This is a genomic window from Acinetobacter johnsonii ANC 3681, from assembly GCF_000368805.1.
Taxonomy (GTDB): domain Bacteria; phylum Pseudomonadota; class Gammaproteobacteria; order Pseudomonadales; family Moraxellaceae; genus Acinetobacter; species Acinetobacter johnsonii.
Window position 1 is genome coordinate 1302912 of the sequence record NZ_KB849705.1, and the last position, 20931, is coordinate 1323842.

A 20931-nucleotide genomic window follows, 5' to 3' on the forward strand; every position below is an offset into this window, starting at 1 on the left:
ACCCTGCAAAAACTGCTGTTATGTCTAGACTAAAGTTAGCGTGACTGCTCAGACAATTTATCACTTTGCCTTTTTAGAGCAAAAGCACTAAAAATCATAAATTAAGGAAAGACGATAAAAAACAATTAAGGATAGAACATGGTCAATTTGCATTCAACAAAAAACATATCTGGTTTATTTCAAAACCATCCCGAATATTTTCAGCATTTTAAAGGACAACTGATTGCTGCTTCAGAAATTAAACAACATACTTTTGCCGAGCAACGTGTCGCCATTATTGGTACCAACCAGCATACAGTAACTGCCCTCGAATCGATTTGTCAGGTCGCTCAATCGGTCTGTGTTTTTCAAAACGCACCGCAATTCATCTTGCCAAAAACAGAGAACGGAATTCAGCGTTTAATCCAACATCCTTTGGTTATTAAGAACCGACGCCTATTTAATACACGCATCAAATGCCTACTGGCCCTACGCTTTTTAGAAACCCAAGTTCAAGACCCATGGCTTAGACATCAACTCAAACCTAACTCCGCTGCCGATAAACTTAAATTTTTCAAGTCCGATCATTATTATCACGCCCTACAGCGCGACAACTGTAAGCTAATCACTTGGCCGATCGTCAAAATTCGAGAACATGATATTCAAAGTTTAGATGGCGCCGAATATCCCGTCGATGTGATCATTACCACCTATAATCATTAACCATATAGGGTGAGTTTCCCTACTTACCCGTTGTTTATTTCGTCACACCTGTACATTGATACCCTGTATTTGAGCGCTGATACCGTAAGTATTTTCCAGTCGGGCGGCTGTTTTGATCTAATAAAATGATATCAATCTTGTTTAAGCTTTTTGAAACACGAATATATGAACCGCGCTGCTCTTCGTCATAATGACAGTCATAATCTACTTCAATCGAACTTAGTTGCTTGTTCTTGGTCTGAAAAACTGGTGTTGCTGTCAAAGCTTGGGTATGCATTTTAAAGGCTTGAATTTGATAGAGACCGTGACAACTATCGCCTTTGTAATAACTTTGAATCAGATAAATCGGCTGTGCACCCCATTTCACTTGGTCAATCTTTAAAATATAGCCTGTTTCTAAAGGCCGAAGTTTAGTGGACTTGCTCGATTTCATCTGCACATAGGATGAAAATTCACCCATGGTACCGCCACCACCTACATCAAAAGTATAGAATTTAAGCAGTTGGTCCGGTGAGGCATTAATCTTTAGTCTAAGGTTTTCAGTCAATTTGGGGAAAGAATAAGCATAACTTTCTGCATTTTCACGGATTAAATCAACCACATCATTTTCGATCTGTTGATTCACTGCATAAAAATCTAGCGCTGCATATTTTTGATCAATCGCCTGCTCAGCCTGCTGAATTGATATATTTTTCCCATATAAAGCCATATTAAAATGAGCAAAACAAAATACACCTAATAGGCATTTTGATATTATTTTCATTTGATCTAATCTGTATTTTTATATTGATCGACATTATAAAGCATCATCAATATGACGCTTTATAATGTAATGACAATATCAACCAATGCGACGTTTTAAGCCCGTCATTTGCAGTACACGGGTTGAAATTTCTTCAATCGACATTTCCGAGACATTTAAGTATTTAATCCCTTCAGAGATATAAATCCCTTCAATTGCGCGAAGCTCCATTTGACACTGGCTGAAGCTTGCATAACGGCTATTGGCTTTACGTTCAGAGCGAATAGCAACCAGACGTTCCGCATCAATCATCAAACCAAAAAGCTTCTGTTTATGCGCGCGAAGTACCGCAGGTAAACGGTTGTCATCCAAGTCTTCTTCAGTTAAAGGATAGTTTGCAACACGAATCCCAAACTGTAATGACAAATAAATTGACGTCGGTGTTTTACCCGAACGCGACACCCCAATCAGAATCAGGTCAGCCTTGTCATAGTGGCGTGTGCGTGCACCGTCATCGTTATCTAAAGCAAAATGCACCGCATCAATACGTGCTTTATAAGACGCCGAATCGGTCACCGCATGGGTCTGTCCGACTAAAGTTGTAGGCGGCGTTCCTAGCTCTTCAGACAATTTACTAATAAGCCCTTCAAATACATCAAGATTTATAGCATTTGCAGTATTAATAATGTCACGCACGTACGGGTCGACTAAAGTGTCAAAAACCAGTGGCTTTTGTCCGTCTTGTTGTGCCCTTAAATTGATCTCAGCAACCACATTTGTAGCAGCTTCTTCAGAGCTAATATAAGGAATAATATGAATGTCAAAGTCAACATTTGGAAACTGCGCCAATAGCGAGTGCCCAAGGGTTTCAGCGGTAATCGCAGTACCATCAGATACAAAAAAAACACTCCGCTTAAATTGTTTACTTCCTGACATTAAAATTCTCCTCAAAAATTTGTCTTAGTGCTATATAATCTTTATAGTAAACCGATCTTACATGACTGTCGCTTAGTAAAATCAAAAAGCTAAGTAGATTTGTTATAATCTGATGCCAAGATAGTGATTAAATACTGCAAAAGTGGAGTAACAACTTTGGAAGCGCGCGTAATTGGTCTAGAAAAATTAGGGAAACACGACGTTGAACTTGTAGGTGGGAAAAACTCATCTTTAGGTGAAATGATCAGCCACCTATCAAATGCAGGTGTATCTGTACCAGGTGGCTTTGCTACTACAGCTCAAGCATATCGTGAATTTCTCGAGCAAAGTGGCCTAAACGCTAAAATCAATGCAGAGTTAAAAGTCCTCAATGTTGATGATGTAAATGCTCTTGCTGAAACAGGCGCGAAAATTCGCCAATGGATTGTAGATACTCCACTTACGGCAGAACTCGAACAAGAAGTTCGTAAAGCATTTGCAGAGCTTTCAAACGGCAACCCAGACATCGCGGTTGCCGTTCGCTCTTCTGCGACAGCAGAAGATTTACCAGATGCTTCTTTTGCAGGCCAACAAGAAACCTTCTTAAACATTCGCGGTATCGACAACGTATTGATCGCGATCAAAGAAGTATTTGCATCACTGTATAACGACCGTGCAATTTCTTACCGCGTACACCAAAACTTTGCGCATGATGTTGTGGCTTTATCTGCTGGTATTCAGCGTATGGTTCGCTCTGAAACTGGTGCAGCAGGTGTAATGTTTACACTCGACACTGAATCAGGTTTCCGTGACGTAGTCTTCATCACTGCATCTTATGGTTTGGGTGAAATGGTTGTTCAAGGTGCAGTAAACCCTGACGAATTCTACCTTTCTAAACCTCTTTTAAATGCAGGCAAGCACGCTGTCCTCCGTCGTAATCTAGGTTCTAAACACCAAAAAATGATTTATGGCGAAGAAGCATCTGCAGGTAAATCAGTTGTTGTGGTTGATGTTGAAAAACAAGAGCGTCAACAATTCGCATTAAACGACCACGAACTACAAGAACTTGCAAAACAAGCGCTGATCATTGAAAACCATTATGGTTCTCCAATGGACATCGAGTGGGCAAAAGATGGCGATGACGGTCAAATTTATATCGTTCAAGCGCGCCCTGAAACAGTGAAGAGCCGTGAAAACGTCGGCACCATGGAACGCTACCTTTTAAAACAAAAAGGCACTGTGATTTGTGAAGGTCGTTCAATCGGTCAACGTATCGGTTCTGGTAAAGTCCGTATTGTTACGTCTATTAAAGAAATGGACAAAGTACAAGACGGTGACGTGCTTGTATCTGACATGACTGACCCAGACTGGGAACCAGTAATGAAACGTGCGGCTGCAATTGTCACTAACCGTGGTGGTCGTACTTGTCACGCAGCGATTATTGCGCGTGAATTGGGTGTTCCAGCAATCGTCGGTTGTGGTAATGCAACTGAAGTTCTAGTAGACGGCCAAGAAGTAACTGTTTCATGTGCAGAAGGTGATACAGGTTTCATCTACGAAGGTTCTTTAGATTTCGAGATTCAAACCAATTCAATCGAATCTATGCCAGAGCTTCCGTTCAAAGTAATGATGAACGTCGGTAACCCTGACCGCGCATTTGACTTTGCACAAATTCCAAATGAAGGGATTGGCCTTGCACGTCTTGAGTTCATCATTAACCGTATGATCGGTGTCCACCCTAAAGCATTGTTGAACATTGATAGCTTGCCACGTGAAACACGTGCTGCGGTGATGGCGCGTACAGCGGGTTATGCATCGCCAATCGAATTCTATGTTGAAAAACTGGTTGAAGGTATTTCTACCCTTGCTGCAGCATTTGCAGACAAACCTGTGATCGTTCGTATGTCTGACTTTAAGTCAAATGAATACGCAAACTTGATCGGTGGTAAGTTATACGAACCTGAAGAAGAAAACCCAATGTTGGGCTTCCGTGGTGCAAGCCGTTATGTGTCTGACAACTTCCGTGACTGTTTCGAATTAGAATGCCGCGCGTTGAAAAAAGCACGTGACGAAATGGGCTTAACCAATATTCAAATCATGATTCCTTTCGTACGTACTGTACATGAAGCGAAACGTGTAATTGAATTATTGGCGTTAAACGGCCTGAAACGTGGTGAAAATGGTCTGAAAGTGATCATGATGTGTGAGTTACCAACGAACGCATTATTGGCTGAACAGTTCCTTGAACACTTTGATGGCTTCTCTATCGGTTCGAACGACTTAACCCAGTTAACACTTGGCCTAGACCGTGACTCTGGTATCGTATCTCACCTATTTGATGAACGTGATCCAGCCGTAAAAGCGCTTCTTTCTATGGCAATTCATGCATGCCGTAAAGCAGGAAAATATGTGGGTATCTGTGGTCAAGGCCCATCAGATCACCCAGATCTTGCGCAATGGCTGATGGAACAAGGTATCGAATCTGTATCACTTAACCCTGACTCAGTATTAGACACTTGGTTCTTCCTTGCTGAAGAAAAAGTTCAAAAAGCTTAACTTTTTGATCCGATAAAAAAGACCCTTTCAAGGGTCTTTTTTATGTCCACTCTTTCAACGTATCCGCACTAAAACAAGCATATTGATACAAAAATTTAGACTAAGTTTGGCATTCATGCATCAACATCTTGATTGAAAAAAGATCCCATTGCGATAAAGCTAGAAGAAGCAGCATAATCCTTGCTACACTGTCCTGCATTTTGTGTAGTTTTGGTTAATTTCAGCTTGAAATTCTCTAGACTATCCGCATGTTTTACCATAGATTTTTTATTTGTTTTTAATCTGAAAACAAATACATTTATTATTTGAATATCCCAACTTATATTTTGAGATTAAGTTTATATGCAGATTTACTTGGCACGAAATAATCAACAAGCCGGTCCATATACCTTAGAGCAATTGAATCAAATGCTCGCAAGCCAACAAGTTTTATTGACGGATTTAGTTTGGCATCAGGGTATGCCTGAATGGAAAGCTTTAGGTGAACTCACCCAAGGAAAACTGGCGTATGAACCTGTAGGTTATCAACCTCAGCCCCCTATTCCTGAGCCAATACATACGCCAAATCAATTTTCACAACCAAACCGTACAGCGGTGAAAGTTGCTCAACCTGAACTGGCATCAATAGGCACACGCGTCTTAGCCAAAGTCATTGATTTACTTCTTTGGCTCCCTGCCGCTGCGATTCCCTCGTTCTTTTTACAAGCAGATAAATTTGGTGAACTCACTGAAATTCAGCAAAAAATGCAAGCGGCTACTACAGCAACACAGGCCAGTGAACTGCAAGCACAACTGTTCAGTTTGATTCCAACTGAAGCATGGACCACCATGGGCATTTACCTGCTGATTATGCTCGGTATCCAGGCTTTTTTCTTAGCAAAAAATGGTCAAAGTATTGGCAAAAAAATCACCAAAATTAAAATTGTAGACGTTGAAACCAACGAAAAAGTCAGCCTTTTGCGTGTATTCACATTGCGCAGTGTTGTCTTTATTGTGCTCAATATGCTGTTCATGCCGTTTATTACCATCATCGATCACGTCTTTGGTTTAACTGCAAAGCGTCAAACTTTGCACGATAAGCTGGCGAAAACCAAGGTCATTAAGCAGTAATTCGACCATATTTAAGCTGAGGTTTGGCGTCCCTCAGTTTTCCGCAGTTTATTGATATTCAAAATAAATCTATAAATAAATTATAAAATTCCGAGTAAAAAAATCGGTTTTTATAACAGTCATTTAAAGCATCTTTACGTATAGCTTAGTTTGTCGATATGAGGCATAATGCCCTACAACGTAGCGGTGTCTTATGATTGAGAAGTGTTTTTAGACTTAAAAAGAAACTTTTCAATCATGCGACACTTTAATCGCTATCCCAATTTTATTAGGGAATGGGACTCTTCACCGAGGTTGTAAAATGAGACAAACGATTTTAGCTGTATTGTCTTTATCTGCGATCGCCGCGCTCTTAACTGGGTGTGGTGGTGATATGGTACTTCTAAACTCAAAAGGTCCAGTTGCACAAGGTCAATCTGACTTAATGATGACTGCGATCTATTTAATGCTATTGGTGGTTATTCCATCAGTCGTAATGGCATTATGGTTTGGTTGGAAATATCGCGCGTCGAATAAAGATGCAGACTATAAACCTACATGGGCACACTCTACTGCAATTGAAATTGTAGTTTGGGGTATTCCTGTCATTATTATTGGTATTCTGGCTTGGTTAACTTGGTGGGGTTCACACAAGTATGACCCTTACCGCCCGCTCGAATCTGATAAAGCACCTGTAAATATTCAAGTCATTGCAGAACAGTTTAAATGGATCTTCATTTACCCTGATCTTAACATTGCGACGGTTAACGAAATTCGTTTCCCTGAAAAAACTCCAGTTGCACTTAAAATTACCTCTAACTTCACGATGAACTCTTTCTTCATCCCTGCGTTAGGTGGTCAAATTTATGCAATGGCAGGCATGCAAACGCACTTGAATTTGTTAGCAGATGGAACTAGCCCAGCTGAAGGCTACCGCGGTTTCTCTTCAAACTATTCAGGCTACGGCTTCTCGCAAATGCGCTTCCGTGCTCACTCTGTAACTGACGCTCAATTCGCTGAATGGGTTGCTGCAGTTAAAGCAGGTAACGGTACAAGCATTAATCCTAAAGCTGTACAAAAAACAATTTTAGATCAAGCTGAATTTGAGTCTTTACGTGACGGTAACCGTGGTAAACACCAAATTGAAGTTTTGATTTCAAAAGCAAAAACTCCTGAAGAGAAGGCTGCTGCTGAGGCAATGAAGCCTTATCCAACTAAGCCACACCCTGTGACTTACTACTCTTCTGTAGAGGAAGGCTTGTTTAAGTCAGTCATCAGCAAATATATGAGCAACTATCACGGTGCTGATCACTCAGCGACTGCGGGTGCTCACGGGGCTGCTTCATCTGAAGCACATGCCGCTGTTGAACCTGCTTCATCAGTTGTAGGGGAATAAGACATGAGCTTCTTAGGTAAGTTAGGTCCGGACGTTATTCCGCACGATCCAATTGTACTGGTCACAGTTGCAATGATGATCTTAGGTGGTATCGCAGTTGTTGCTGGTATTACCTACTTTAAAAAATGGGGCTACTTGTGGAACGAATGGTTCACATCAGTCGACCATAAAAAAATTGGTATCATGTATCTTTTCGTATCGATCATCATGCTTTTGCGTGGTTTCGCCGATGCGATTATGATGCGTCTTCAACTGTTCCTTGCAAAAGGTGGCGGTGAAGGTTATTTACACCCAGAACACTACGATCAGATCTTCACCGCACACGGTGTAATCATGATCTTCTTCGTAGCAATGGGTCTAGTTGTTGGCTTAATGAATATCTCTGTACCACTTCAAATTGGTGCACGTGACGTTGCCTTCCCATTATTAAACTCTCTAAGCTTCTGGCTATTTGCTGGTGCTGCAGGCTTAATGATGGCATCTCTTGCAATTGGTGAATTCGCTGCAACAGGTTGGATGGCTTATCCTCCTCTTTCAGGTATCGAATACTCTCCAGGCGTGGGTGTGGACTACTATATCTGGGCACTTCAGATTTCAGGTTTAGGTACGCTATTAACGGGTGTTAACTTCTTCGTTACCATCATTAAAATGCGCGCGCCTGGTATGTCACTTATGGACATGCCGATCTTTACTTGGACATCTTTGTGTACAGCTGTATTGATCATTGCGTCATTCCCAGTGTTAACAGCAACAATTGCGATGTTAACGCTTGACCGTTACTTCGGTTTCCACTTCTTTACAAATGACATGGGTGGTAGCCCAATGTTGTATGTAAACTTGATTTGGACATGGGGTCACCCAGAAGTTTACATCTTAGTATTACCAGCATTTGGTATTTACTCTGAAGTTGTATCAACGTTCTCTCGTAAAACGTTGTTCGGTTACAAATCAATGGTGTATGCAACAATTGCGATCACAGTACTTGCGTTCGTAGTATGGCTTCACCACTTCTTCACCATGGGTGCTGGTGCGAACGTGAATGCGTTCTTCGGTATCATGACCATGGTTATTGCGATTCCTACAGGTGTGAAAATCTTCTCTTGGTTATTCACGATGTATAAGGGTCGTATCACCTTCACTACTCCTATGTTATGGACGCTTGGCTTCCTTGTAACATTCGGTATTGGCGGTTTAACTGGTGTATTAATGGCGGTTCCACCTGCGGACTTCCTTGTACACAACTCATTGTTCTTGATTGCTCACTTCCATAACGTAATTATCGGTGGTGTGGTGTTTGGTATGTTTGCCGGCATCATCTTCTACTGGCCGAAAATGTTTGGTTGGAAGCTCAATGAAGCATGGGGTAAAGCTGCGTTCTGGTTCTGGTTCTTCGGTTTCTACTTTGCATTCATGCCACTTTATATCCTTGGTTTCATGGGTATGACTCGTCGTTTGAATACATATGACAACCCTGAATGGGATCCGTACATTGCTATTGCATTCTTCGGTTCTGTGTTAGTCGCGATTGGTATTGCATGTTTCGTTATGCAGATTGTTGTTGGTTACTTACAACGCAACGACAACCTCGACCTTACAGGCGATCCATGGGATGGTCGTACACTTGAATGGGCGACTTCGTCTCCTGCTCCGTTCTACAACTTTGCTCATCTTCCAACAATCAATGGTATTGATACGTTCTGGAATGACAAAGAGAATGGCGTAGCGTATGCGAAACCTACTTCATACGAAGACATTCATATGCCAACGAATCGTGCTGCTGGTGTTGTGATTGCCATGTTCATTACTGTTATGGGCTTTGGTTTAATCTGGCATATCTGGTGGTTAGTTGTTGTAATGTTCATCGCTGCTATTATCAGCTTCATCGCGTCTTCGTTTACGAAGAAAGTGGACTACTATGTTCCTGCTGCTGAAGTTGAGCGTATTGAAAATGAACGTTACGCGATTCTTGAAAAACATTTGAAGAAGGACTAAGACAATGGCTGACGTACTTCATCACGAAAACCACGGACACGATGAGCATCATCACCACGATGATACTGACATCACCGTCTTTGGTTTTTGGACTTATTTGATGAGTGACTTGATTCTATTCGGTACACTCTTCATTGCATTCGCTGTTTTAAGTAGCCATGTGCCTATGGGCACACCAAGTGCAAAAGAATTATTCGGTGAGTCTTTAGGTTTCGTTTTAACTGAAACTTTCGCTCTCTTGATCTCTTCTGTAACTTTTGGTTTTGCGGTTCTTGCTGCATATAAAAAGAACGTCAACCAAGTTTTAACTTGGTTAGCGATCACTTGGTTATTCGGTGCTTCATTCATCGGCATGGAACTATATGAGTTTAATCACTTAGTTCATGCTGGCCACGGTCCAAGCGTAAGTGCGTTTTTATCGTCGTTCTTTACTTTAGTAGGTACGCACGGTATTCACGTAACTTCAGGTTTGGTATGGATGATCATTTTGATGATTCAGATCAAGAAAAATGGTTTGACTCTTCCAAACACTCGTCGTCTTGCTTGCCTAAGCTTGTTCTGGCACTTCCTTGACATCGTTTGGATCTGTGTATTCAGCGTAGTTTACTTGATGGGAGTTCTATAATGAGTCACGATCATAACTCAGCTGGTGCTTCACACGGTAACACCAAGCAATACACGATCGGCTTTATCCTTTCAGTTATCCTGACCGTAATTCCATTCGGTATGGTAATGGCTGGTGGTTTTGGTCGCGGTATTGTTATGGCGGTTATCGCAATTACAGCGGTTGCTCAGGTTCTAGTTCAATTAGTTTACTTCTTGCACATGAACTCATCTTCAGAGCAACGTTGGAACGTGATTGCATTTATCTATACAGTACTTTGTATTGCTGTACTTCTAGTCGGCTCTGTATGGATTATGAACTACTTACACTACAACATGATGATCTAAACTGATCGTCATGTTGAAAAAGTATTTATTCCTGACTAAACCAGGAATTCTCTTTGGTAACTTCGTTACCACTCTGGGCGGCTTCTTTTTAGCCGCTCAGGGGTCTGTAGATTTCCTCCTCCTTCTCATCACCCTACTCGGTACAACACTGGTTGTTGCTTCTGGCTGTGTCGTCAATAACGTCATTGATCAAGATATTGATCAAAAGATGGAACGGACGATGAACCGTGCATTAGTTAAAAAAACCATCAGTCCTTCCGTTGCTTTGGCATTTTCTGCTGCGCTTGGAATATTAGGTTTCGCCCTACTCTGGTTCTTTGTTAATGCTTATGCCTTTGGCTTTGCTGTACTTGGTTTTGTGGTTTATGTGATTTTTTATAGTCTATGGAGCAAACGCACATCCATTCACCAAACCGTGATTGGAAGTATTTCTGGTGCTAGTCCACCAGTGATCGGCTATACAGCTGTGACCAATGAATTTGATGTTGCCGCATTGTTGCTTTTCTTAGCATACGCACTTTGGCAAATGCCTCATTCATGGGGAATTGCGGTATACCGCTTTGACGACTATAAAAATGCAGGCATTCCAATTTTACCTGTAGCACGTTCAATTTTCCGCACGAAAGTTGAAAGCTTGATTTATGTCTTGCTGTTTGCTGCGGTGTTAAATGGTTTGTATTGTTTTGGCTATACCAATATGTTTTTTCTTATCACCTTTAACGCACTCTGTGCTTATTGGGTATATTTATCAATCATTGGTTTTAAAGCTGAAAATGATCAGGTTTGGGCAAAACGCTATTTCTTATATTCAGTGATTTTAATTACTGCATTAAGTTTTAGTTTTAGTTTTAGCTATGTCTCACCTGCTCCACATTTGCCGCTGTTTTAAAAAGATAGAGTTCTCTCTATCTTTTTTTTATTTCAACTTATTCAATATTTAAGTCTAGTCTTTAAATTGTTACCATAGCAGACACAACAATAACTCATACTCTGTAATGAAAATGCCATCACAATTTTTTAAAAAATCTATTTTTATTAGTCTATTCCCTATCACTCTTGCTTATAGCACGCACAGTTTTTCTGGTTTTGATGTTACTTGCTACCCATCGACCAACATTCAAACCAATGCCTATACAGCCTGTGACAATTTGCCTGCGCTCACGCCCGCCAATGACAATCAAACCAATATGCTCCTACTCCTGAGCGACATGGGCTTGGCCAAATTGAATTTTAATCAGCCAAATAGTCCGCTTTGGGAAACTGAATATAGCAACGTACCATTTGCGGCTAAAACATTGTTTGAAAGCGCAACCAATAAACGACCGAATGCCCGATTAAAACCAAACAATCAAAAGACTCCTTACCAAGAACATTGCAGTAGTCTAGACAATGGTGCGGATCAATTTACCCAACAGGTGAAAGCCGACCAAAATCTCAGCAAAGTGGAAAAAGATTTACTGATTCAAGAAAGACAAAATATCTCGGCCTGTGACCGTGATCTTGCCCTCATCCAAGTCAATCCGAACTGGTCTATACAAGCACGTCAGTATGCGTCTTATTTAAATGCAACCATTGCCTTTTATAATAGTAACTTTTCCACAGCTACTAAAATTTACTCAGTATTAACTACGGTTGATCAGTCTTGGATCAAAGAAACATCGCAATATATGTTGATCCGTAGCAGCCTCAATGAAAGCTATCAGTCGGGTATCGGTGAATATGGTGATTTAAAAATCGATAAAGTAAATCAGACTTTACTCAAAAATACCTATGAGCATATCACTACCTACTTCAAACGCTTCCCTGAGGGAAAATATGCGGCAAGCGCACGCGGTTTACTACGTCGTTGTTATTGGCTGAGTGGAAATACCGAACTCCTGACCAGCGAACTCGCATGGCAAATCAATCATCCTGATTCCAAATACTATAATTTAGAGCTCGATAATCTAGCCTTTGAAATGGATCGCCATGTTTTTCAAAGCCACTCATTCAATCCAAAAAATCTAAAAGATCCCTTCTTTCTGACCATTTCAGATTTAATGCAAATGCGTCAGGCAACATCAGCAGAAGATAAAGTCTTAAGCTGGTCTGAACTCAACAACCAAAAAACACTATTTAAGAGTCAGCCAGAACTGTTCCAATTCCTACAAGCCAATCACTTATTCTTTGTGCAGAACAAACCAGCCGAAGCTTTAAAATATGTGCCAGAACATTCCTCTAATTCAATCGATAGTTACCTTCAACTCAGTCAAATATTGTTAAAAGGGCGTATTTTAGAGAAACTCGGACAAACTCAAAATGCACAGCAATACTGGGAAGGTTGGCTGAGTCAATCAAAATCCATTGAACAGCATGGCTTATTTGAACTGATGCTATATCCACATTATACCCAACAGCAAAATGCCAGCGCCTTTATCGGTTCAGATGCTAAAATCAAACAAGCTTCATTGCAAAAAAGCTTTATTGAAAATGAAGCTAATGAAAAAAGCTTAATGCAAATTGTACAGAGCAAAGCATCGAATACAGATCAAAAAAATTTAGCTTTATTTAAAACTTTGCAAAAATCATTGGTACATCAGAACTTTAAACTGTTTAATCAAGCCTTTGTACTACTACCACAAGATGCCGAGAAGTATAAATATGACTCAGAAACATATAAAAATTATAAAAACCAACCGCCTTTCAGTGATTTCATCTGGGCTGGAACAAAAATCACGCCACAAATGCAATGCCCTGACTTATTCAGTCTGACTCAAAAACTTGAAAATTCACCTCAAGATTTAAAACTCCGACTTTGTTTGGGTGAATATGCACGCACGACTCAAGGCTACAACATAAGCTATGTCACCGCTTTAGAAAAAGAAACTTCTAGCTTCCAAGGTGCAATTTTTGCCCGTGGTCAAGTGTATAAAGACATCATCAAATCCAGTTCTGTACCCGATTTAAAAGCGTATGCTCTTTATCGCTCAATCATGTGTTATTCACCAAGCGGGATGAATGACTGTCAGGATGCAGAAGTTGAAAAATCCACCCGTAAACAATGGTTCGACCACATTAAACGCGACTATCCAACTACCGCTTGGGCACAATCTTTAAAGTATTACTGGTAAGACGTCTATGTTGAAGCAGATTTTTTCAGTTGTTATGACATTGATCTGTATGCTGAGCATCATGGCTTGTCAGCCGAGTCAGTCAGCTTCAACATCTGCTCGGGTAAATGCCGAAGACTATGATGCATTTTGGATTTGGGGCAATATTTCATCTGCCCCTTACCTAAATGCGGCTAAAGAAATTTATGTTTTACAAGGTGAAATCCGTTTAGACTCCCTAACACGTCACTCTAAGCTTATACCGCAAGGCATAAGCGTCTTAAAAATTCCTCAGCAAAAGGTGTGGCTGGTTTTTCGTAATTATCATTTAGACTGGCAAGGCCAAGAGCTTACACACATTTTAAAACGCGTTCAGCAATGGGAAAATGCAGGGAATCATATTCAAGGCATACAAATTGATTTCGATGCCAAAACCAAACACATTCACCAATATGCCCTATTCTTAAGTCAATTAAGAAAACAATTACCTCAACATTATCAACTCAGTATCACGGGTTTAATGGACTGGACCAATGTGACAAATCAGGAGACTTTAAACCTCCTGAATAACACCATCGACGAGTTGGTCATTCAAACTTATCAAGTTTCAACTACCATACCCAACTATGCAGCTTATCTAAAAAAAGTTTCAGCACTGAAACTGCCTTATAAAATTGGCATCGTTCAACACGGTCAGTGGCGTAGACCGCCCAAGCTTGAAAATGATACAAACTTTAAAGGCTATGTCGTCTTCCTTTTGCGCTCAAAACCTCAAAATAATTAGGGCTTTTTAAGAGAAGTTCTTGAATTTGGCGAGCAAAGTCTCTAAAATTCCCCCTTCGCATCTAATGCGACACAACCTTGGTTGTGACTCCTTGCTTCTAACAACTTTTTTGTTAGGGGCTGTTTAAACCGTAAGGAGCTGACAATGCGTCATTACGAAATCGTACTTTTAGTACACCCTGATCAAAGCGATCAAGTCGTTGGTATGGTAGAACGCTACCTAACTCACATCAAAGAAGCTGAAGGTCAAATTCACCGTCTTGAAGACTGGGGCCGTCGTCAATTGGCTTACCCAATTAACAAGATCCACAAAGCTCACTACATTCTTATGAATGTTGAGTGTGGTCAAACTACTCTTGATGAGTTAGAAGAATTGTTCCGTTACAACGATGCAATTATTCGTAGCCTTATCATCCGTCGTGAGAACGCTATCACTGAAGAGTCACTATTGGCTAAGAGTGCTGAAGAAAAACGTGCGCGTAAAGCTCAACGTGAAGAAGCACAACAAGCTCAAGACTCTGCTGAAGCATAAGGAGAACATCAATGGCACGTTTTTACCGTCGTCGCAAGTTCTGCCGCTTTACAGCTGAGAACGTTACGTACATCGACTACAAAGATATCGACACTTTAAAACAGTACATCACTGAAAACGGCAAGATTGTTCCTAGCCGTATTACAGGTACTAAAGCTCGTTACCAACGTCAATTAGCGCTTGCTATTAAACAAGCTCGCTACTTGTCTTTGATCCCTTACACTGACAATCATAAGTGAGGTTGAGCTGTGGATATTATCTTATTACAACGCATTAAAAACCTTGGTAAATTAGGCGATAAAGTTTCAGTTAAAGCTGGTTACGGCCGCAACTACCTTATCCCTCAAGGTCAAGCAGTAGCAGCTACTGAAGCTAACACTGCTGCTTTTGAAGCTCGTCGCGCTGAACTTGAGAAAGCTGAAGCTGATGTTTTAGCTGCAGCTCAAGCACGTGCTAGCCAATTAGACGAAGTTAACATCGTAATCACTGCGAAAGCTGGTGACGAAGGTAAACTATTCGGTTCTATCGGTACTCGTGATATCGCTGACGCGTTAACAAATGCTGGTCTTGAAGTTGACCGTGCAGAAGTTCGTTTACCGAACGGTGCACTTCGTCACACTGGCGAATTCAACATCGCAATCCAATTGCACCATGATGTTGTTGCTGAAGTTCTCGTTACTATCGTATCTGAGTAATTTCTTGCAAAAAAAAGAGCATGCTTTTGCATGCTCTTTTTTTATCTCTATGAAAAAGTAGTTTCTTCGCTCAGCTTAAAAATTCATCAGCCTGCCCCTCAAAATGCCAAATTTGAATATTATGGGTTTTATCCATAAGCCTTGAATTCAGCACACAGCAGCTGCATTTTTTGATAAAGTGCATACAGTTAAATGGCTGTAATTTTTTCCAAATTTACAGTGAAATTTATCTTAAGTTATCCCTCTTACTGTATTAAAAATCAGGGCGTTATATGTCACAGGCGAATGCCACTGCTCAAAAGAGCTCATCGAAACAAGACAATAAACCAAATGAGTCAGGGCAACTGAAAGAATTCCGTACACCTCCGCATAACTTAGCATTGGAACAAGCTGTACTTGCCGCTTTAATGACGGTTGCTGAATCCTTTGAACAAGTTGGCGATGTACTGACTGAAAATGACTTTTATGCGACGCGCCATAAATATATTTTTCGCGCCATTGCGCAACTCTCCAAAGACAGCTCACCCTATGATGCGGTTTTAGTTCATGACTGGCTCACCACACAAAACCTACTCGATGCGGTTGGTGGTGAAGAGTACCTGATGCAATTGATGGCAGACTCCCCGTCTAGTTTCTATAACATGGAAACTTATGCTACTAAGATCAAAGAATTTTCGACTTTGCGCAGTATGATTAAGGTCAGCTCTGAAATTTTACAAAATGCCTATGACACCAAAGGTCGTAACGTCAGTGAAATTTTAGATTTGGCCGAAACCAATATTTTCTCTTTGGCAGAACAACACAATAACAACGCCAAAGCTCAAGGGCCTAAAGCCATCAATACAGTTGTGGCCGATGTCTTTGATAAGCTAAATGAGCTGTCGCAAATGGAAGGCAGCATTACAGGCTTAACTACAGGCTTTCTTGAACTCGACAATAAAACCTCGGGCATGCAAGCAGGTGATTTGATTATTGTTGCAGCGCGTCCATCGATGGGTAAAACCACTTTTGCCATGAATTTAGTGGAAAGCGTGCTGTTTAATAATGACTTACCTGCCTTGGTTTACTCCATGGAGATGCCAGCCGACTCCATCGCCATGCGTTTAATTTCATCTTACGGGAAAGTCCATCAGGGACATTTACGTTCAGGTAAACTCGATGGTGATGAATGGTCAAAAGTTACGGGCACCATTTTGCAACTGCAAGAGAAAAAGCTCTATATCGATGACTCCTCTGCTCTTCCACCTACAGAAGTTCGTGCTCGCGCACGTCGTATTGCCAAACAGCACGATGGTAAACTCGGCTGCATCATGGTCGATTATTTACAGCTGATGAAAGTACCAGGTATGGGTGATAACCGTGTAGGTGAGATTTCAGAAATTTCACGAAGCCTAAAAGCTCTTGCCAAAGAAATGATGTGCCCTGTAATTGCACTATCGCAGCTTAACCGTTCCCTCGAGAACCGCCCAAACAAACGTCCCGTGATGTCAGACTTACGTGAATCCGGTGCGATCGAGCAGGACGCCGACTTGATCATGTTTATTTACCGTGATGAAGTCTATAACAAAGAATCCAAAGAAGCGGGCACTGCCGAAATTATTATTGGTAAACAACGTAACGGCCCTATTGGTACCGTTCGACTTGCTTTTGAAGGCCAATATACCCGCTTTAGTAACTTATCCCCTGAGTTTTATGCTCAGTACGATGATGAGGAATAATTAAAGCCTCATCGTCGCCTTTCCATGACCCTGTAGGAGTAATTAGGGTGCGTCAAGCAACAGTTTATATTGATAGCCAAGCGCTGCAATATAATTTAAACCGTGTCAAACAACTTGCCCCAAACGCGAAAATCGTCAGCATGGTCAAAGCCAATGCTTATGGACACGGAGTCAAAGACTGTTTAGCAGCCTTAAGTGAAACCGATGCCTTTGGCGTCGCCTGTTTAGAAGAAGCATTAGAGATTCGTGAACTCGGCTTTACACAACCGATTACCCTGATTGAAGGTGTTTTCTCAGCAGATGAAATGCAAACCGTCATTGAGCAAAATATCGAGTGTGTGGTTCATCAGCAACAACAAGTCGATTGGTTAATCTCACACAAAGCAGCGTATATCGATCAAAAGCTCAAAGTATGGGTCAAACTCAACAGCGGTATGAACCGTTTAGGCTTTAAAGTTGCCGAAATCATTGATGTCATCAACACTTTAAAAGCAGAAGGCTTTACATGCGTACTGGCAATGCACTTTGCCAATGCCGATGCGGATCACCCACTCAATGAGCGGCAACGTGCGCAATTTCTACACATCAAAGAAGCCTGTTCACCCATCCTAGCTTCATGTTGTAACTCAGCTGCTATATTTAAATGGCCAGAACTTAATTTTGATTTTGTTCGTCCCGGCATCATGCTTTACGGTGCATCACCTTTTGCCGATAAAAATGCACACGACTTAGACTTAAAGCCCGTTATGAGCTTCACGGCGGAAATTATTGCATTAAATACCATTCAAGCAGGTGAAGGTGTCGGCTATGGTTCGCATTTTGTCGCGAACCAAGAAACTGAACTGGCCATTGTTTCGATTGGTTATGGTGATGGCTATCCACGTGCATTTCAAAAGCAAAACTATGTTGCTATAAATGAACAGGCAGTAGCTGTTGTAGGCCGAGTTGCGATGGACATGATTGCGATCGATGTGACGGGGTTAAACGCCAAACTCGGTACAAAGGTTGAGCTCTGGGGTGAAAACCGCTTAGTTGACGATGTTGCGGAAGCCAATGGAACTATTGGTTATGAACTACTTTGTCGGTTAAGCAATCGCCCTACACGTAAGCAAATCTAACCAAAAAAGCCCAAGTTCTACTTGGGCTTTTTTCAACCAAGACTTTCATCAGACTGGGCATCATAAAGGTCTTGCAACAGCTGATCAATTTGTTGTTGACTCATGCTCTGTGGTTCAAATTTTGCAAAACCCATTTCACGCATTTTGGTATGTACACTACTCATACGTTGCACATACTTCATGCCCCAAGCTCTAAAATGTGCCGCGTGAATGGTTTTCGCCTCAAAGACTTTGATATCTTTATGTCTATGGTCTTTCAATAATTTCGACATTAATAATTCTAAAGCAGCGTCATCCCCTTCTAAGCACTGGAAATAATGCTGATCTGCATAATAAAGAACGCCTGAAATATTATGTATTGCATTAAAATCACGTGCTTCGCTTAAAATGTCTCGAACATCTTGAAGAAGCTGTACGTGATCCGAAGTTGAAGTACTTGCATAGCAAATTTGCTGCATAGACTTCCCCAATTTATTGATTTCATTATTTTTAGCATTTAGTACATTTATACTAAATAGTCATCCGTCGGCTTTGCCAATTCTTGCAATCCTTTTCTTAAAGTATCTGACCATTGTTTACTGATGCTTGAAAAATACGGATCTTCTTCATCAATCCGCTTACCCACTGGAATATGTAAACTATCTCTTGTATACACCAAAGCATCTAAGGGCAAACCAACAGAAACATTGGAGCGTAAGGTTGAATCAAAAGAAATCAAACTACACTTCACTGCTTCATCTAAGGGCATGTCATACCGTAATGCACGATCTAGAATAGGCTTTCCGTATTTACTTTCACCAATTTGAAAATACGGCGTATCTTTGGTCGCACAAATAAAATTCCCCTGCGGATAAATATTATAAAGTTGCATTTCTGCCCCTTTAATTTGGCCACCGACCAATAAGCTACAGTAGTAATTACTTTGTTCTTGCGTGTCTGGTGCCATATCCGCCAAGACTTTTTTCAAAGTATGTCCAACCAACTCAGCCGCTTCGAACATGGTATTGACACTATATAAATTCGGTTCTTGGCTTAACTCCAGATGATTTTTTAAATGCCCAATCACCGCTTGGGTCGTTGCTAAGTTTCCTGAGGTTTGAATCGCAATAAAACGTTCACCCTCCACACCAAAGGTATACAGTTTCCTAAACACGGATATATGGTCTACACCTGCATTCGTACGCGTATCACTTATAAAAACCAAACCATCTTGAAGACGAAGTGCACAACAATAGGTCATAGAACATCCTTTTTCAGCTAAACCTTAACAACTTAAAACTTGTACCATGGAATGCATCGATTCCACTCCACCTTTTTCACGTACGCCACGAACGGGAGCCACATCCCAATAATCGCGCCCAATAGCTACATAGATATGTGACTGTGGTTTGAACAATTGATTACTGGTATCAAAACAATACCATGCATCATCAATATACACCTCGGCCCACGCGTGACTGGCGAGGTGTGAAGTTTCAGGCACATGCAAATACCCCGATACATAACGTACCGGTAAGCCCAGATGCTTGCACATAGCAATAAAAACATGACTATGATCCTGACATACACCTTGTTGCCCATTGAATGCATCAATTGCCGAAGTTAACACCGAAGTTTTGGCAGGTACATAAGGAATATGCACTAAAACTGCTTCTGACAGTTTCATCAAATTTTCCCGATTCAACTCAGGCACATACTGATGTGCAAATGCCTTCATTTCAGCATTGCACTGGGTATTGAGCGTCGGCTGTAAAAATAAATTGGGATTCAGTCGATCTTGGATGCCATGTTCTGCCAAGCTATTAATTTCAACAATGCCCTGCGCCATTATGGTCAGCTGTTGATAGGCTTCACGTTGCGAACTGGTAATCCAAATATTTTGGAAGGCATCCCGTTTTTCTTCACGCTCTCCTGGCACACTCACATGCCAATGACATACCTTTTGGTGTGAATTATTCGTAGGTGTCATTTTGATATATTGAATGCTATTCAGCGCCAATTCACTATATTGATAATGCGTTTGGTGATTGATCATAAGTTTCATACATCAACCTCAAACAATTGTTGAATATAATCACTAAAATGATAAAAATTCATCGCATCAGGTTGTGATTTGAGCTCTAGCCAAGCCTGTGCCAAATTTAGCCAGCCCATTTCTTTTAACAACATGACGATGTTTTCTATTTCAACTAAAGTATTTTGTGCATCTTGTTTCAGGCGAATTTGACGGTCGAGCTGCTCAATCATTTGCCCTAAACTAAAGAATAAAAAGACATCACTGGCTTCAGACTCAAGTACATCCTGACACTCTCCAACCACATCACAAATATAGGCGGTGTTTTCAGTGGCATTTTTGATAAATTGATTCAGTTCCGCATATGCCTTTGCAGATAAAATCCCGCGCAAGTCTTGTACATTACTCTTAGCGCTTTGAAATTGCTGATTAAATGAAGCAGGATTGTTTGGGTTTAAAATCAGCTCATTCAGTGAGCACGCATCAAAAGCAGGCAAACAAAATGCATGCGCATAATCCATTGCAGGCTGGTCTTGGGTAAAAGGAAACTGAGCACACAAATATTGAGTACGTGTTAAATAACGCCCTAACCAAAAAATATTTTCAGCATTGGTGCTTAATAAAATCATAGTTCTACCC

At 41.0% G+C, this 20931-nt stretch carries 21 protein-coding genes; 15 read left to right on the forward strand and 6 right to left on the reverse strand.

Going from position 1 to position 20931, the window contains the following annotated elements; translation table 11 throughout:
• Window positions 1-138 precede the first annotated feature (138 nt).
• Window positions 139-702 carry an NAD(P)/FAD-dependent oxidoreductase gene (locus tag F946_RS10435; RefSeq protein WP_004982023.1) on the forward strand — a complete coding sequence of 188 codons (564 nt, stop codon included), beginning with the start codon at window positions 139-141 and terminating at the stop codon, window positions 700-702.
• Between the two features lie 34 nt (window positions 703-736).
• On the opposite strand, the gene F946_RS10440 is transcribed toward F946_RS10435, so the two are convergent.
• On the reverse strand, window positions 737-1465 hold the full coding sequence (locus F946_RS10440; protein ID WP_004982026.1) for a hypothetical protein: 729 nt from the start codon (window positions 1463-1465) through the stop codon (window positions 737-739).
• A 78-nt stretch (window positions 1466-1543) separates the two neighbouring features.
• Window positions 1544-2380, reverse strand: a complete 837-nt coding sequence (gene ppsR, locus F946_RS10445) for a posphoenolpyruvate synthetase regulatory kinase/phosphorylase PpsR (protein WP_004696455.1) — start codon at window positions 2378-2380, stop codon at window positions 1544-1546.
• Window positions 2381-2536: 156 nt separating this feature from the next.
• Here ppsR and ppsA point away from each other — a divergent pair, with 156 nt between their 5' ends.
• From ppsA to alr, 14 genes are all read left to right on the forward strand, one after another.
• Complete coding sequence (gene ppsA / locus F946_RS10450) at window positions 2537-4915, forward strand: phosphoenolpyruvate synthase (RefSeq protein ID WP_004982030.1); 2379 nt, start codon at window positions 2537-2539, stop codon at window positions 4913-4915.
• Window positions 4916-5257: 342 nt separating this feature from the next.
• Window positions 5258-6025 (forward strand): RDD family protein, encoded by a 768-nt coding sequence (locus F946_RS10455; RefSeq protein WP_004982031.1) that lies wholly within the window; start codon window positions 5258-5260, stop codon window positions 6023-6025.
• Between the two features lie 301 nt (window positions 6026-6326).
• On the forward strand, window positions 6327-7400 hold the full coding sequence (gene cyoA, locus F946_RS10460; protein ID WP_004696450.1) for a ubiquinol oxidase subunit II: 1074 nt from the start codon (window positions 6327-6329) through the stop codon (window positions 7398-7400).
• Window positions 7401-7403: 3 nt separating this feature from the next.
• Complete coding sequence (gene cyoB / locus F946_RS10465) at window positions 7404-9392, forward strand: cytochrome o ubiquinol oxidase subunit I (RefSeq protein ID WP_004982033.1); 1989 nt, start codon at window positions 7404-7406, stop codon at window positions 9390-9392.
• Between the two features lie 4 nt (window positions 9393-9396).
• Entirely contained in the window at window positions 9397-10017 is a 621-nt protein-coding gene (gene cyoC, locus F946_RS10470; RefSeq protein ID WP_004696446.1) for a cytochrome o ubiquinol oxidase subunit III, read from the forward strand.
• Window positions 10014-10343 carry a cytochrome o ubiquinol oxidase subunit IV gene (locus tag F946_RS10475; RefSeq protein ID WP_026056475.1) on the forward strand — a complete coding sequence of 110 codons (330 nt, stop codon included), beginning with the start codon at window positions 10014-10016 and terminating at the stop codon, window positions 10341-10343. Before cyoC ends, F946_RS10475 begins: the two co-directional genes overlap by 4 nt.
• Before the next feature lie 10 nt (window positions 10344-10353).
• The gene (gene cyoE / locus F946_RS10480) at window positions 10354-11232 is read left to right on the forward strand and encodes a heme o synthase (RefSeq protein WP_004982036.1); all 879 of its coding nucleotides are present in this window, start codon (window positions 10354-10356) and stop codon (window positions 11230-11232) included.
• Window positions 11233-11338: 106 nt separating this feature from the next.
• Window positions 11339-13453 (forward strand): PA5441 family protein, encoded by a 2115-nt coding sequence (locus F946_RS10485; protein WP_004982039.1) that lies wholly within the window; start codon window positions 11339-11341, stop codon window positions 13451-13453.
• Window positions 13454-13460: 7 nt separating this feature from the next.
• Window positions 13461-14216, forward strand: a complete 756-nt coding sequence (locus tag F946_RS10490) for a DUF3142 domain-containing protein (protein WP_035326723.1) — start codon at window positions 13461-13463, stop codon at window positions 14214-14216.
• A 144-nt stretch (window positions 14217-14360) separates the two neighbouring features.
• Window positions 14361-14747: a 30S ribosomal protein S6 gene (gene rpsF, locus F946_RS10495; RefSeq protein ID WP_004696436.1), complete on the forward strand. Its 387-nt coding sequence runs from the start codon at window positions 14361-14363 to the stop codon at window positions 14745-14747.
• An 11-nt stretch (window positions 14748-14758) separates the two neighbouring features.
• Window positions 14759-14986: a 30S ribosomal protein S18 gene (rpsR, locus tag F946_RS10500; RefSeq protein ID WP_004278792.1), complete on the forward strand. Its 228-nt coding sequence runs from the start codon at window positions 14759-14761 to the stop codon at window positions 14984-14986.
• 9 nt (window positions 14987-14995) lie between these two features.
• A complete protein-coding gene (gene rplI, locus F946_RS10505) occupies window positions 14996-15442 on the forward strand; it encodes a 50S ribosomal protein L9 (RefSeq protein ID WP_004696433.1) in 447 nt (148 codons plus the stop codon).
• Between the two features lie 272 nt (window positions 15443-15714).
• Window positions 15715-17160: a replicative DNA helicase gene (dnaB, locus tag F946_RS10510; RefSeq protein WP_004696432.1), complete on the forward strand. Its 1446-nt coding sequence runs from the start codon at window positions 15715-15717 to the stop codon at window positions 17158-17160.
• Between the two features lie 47 nt (window positions 17161-17207).
• A complete protein-coding gene (gene alr, locus F946_RS10515; protein ID WP_004982046.1) occupies window positions 17208-18278 on the forward strand; it encodes an alanine racemase in 1071 nt (356 codons plus the stop codon).
• A gap of 32 nt (window positions 18279-18310) precedes the next feature.
• On the opposite strand, the gene F946_RS10520 is transcribed toward alr, so the two are convergent.
• From F946_RS10520 to F946_RS10535, 4 genes are read right to left on the reverse strand one after another with little or no spacing between them, the layout of a single operon-like run.
• Complete coding sequence (locus tag F946_RS10520; protein ID WP_004982048.1) at window positions 18311-18736, reverse strand: BLUF domain-containing protein; 426 nt, start codon at window positions 18734-18736, stop codon at window positions 18311-18313.
• Between the two features lie 47 nt (window positions 18737-18783).
• Window positions 18784-19518 carry a proteasome-type protease gene (locus tag F946_RS10525; RefSeq protein ID WP_004696423.1) on the reverse strand — a complete coding sequence of 245 codons (735 nt, stop codon included), beginning with the start codon at window positions 19516-19518 and terminating at the stop codon, window positions 18784-18786.
• Window positions 19519-19542: 24 nt separating this feature from the next.
• Window positions 19543-20322: a transglutaminase family protein gene (locus tag F946_RS10530; RefSeq protein ID WP_004982050.1), complete on the reverse strand. Its 780-nt coding sequence runs from the start codon at window positions 20320-20322 to the stop codon at window positions 19543-19545.
• Window positions 20319-20921 carry an alpha-E domain-containing protein gene (locus F946_RS10535; protein ID WP_004982053.1) on the reverse strand — a complete coding sequence of 201 codons (603 nt, stop codon included), beginning with the start codon at window positions 20919-20921 and terminating at the stop codon, window positions 20319-20321. Before F946_RS10535 ends, F946_RS10530 begins: the two co-directional genes overlap by 4 nt.
• Window positions 20922-20931 lie beyond the last annotated feature (10 nt).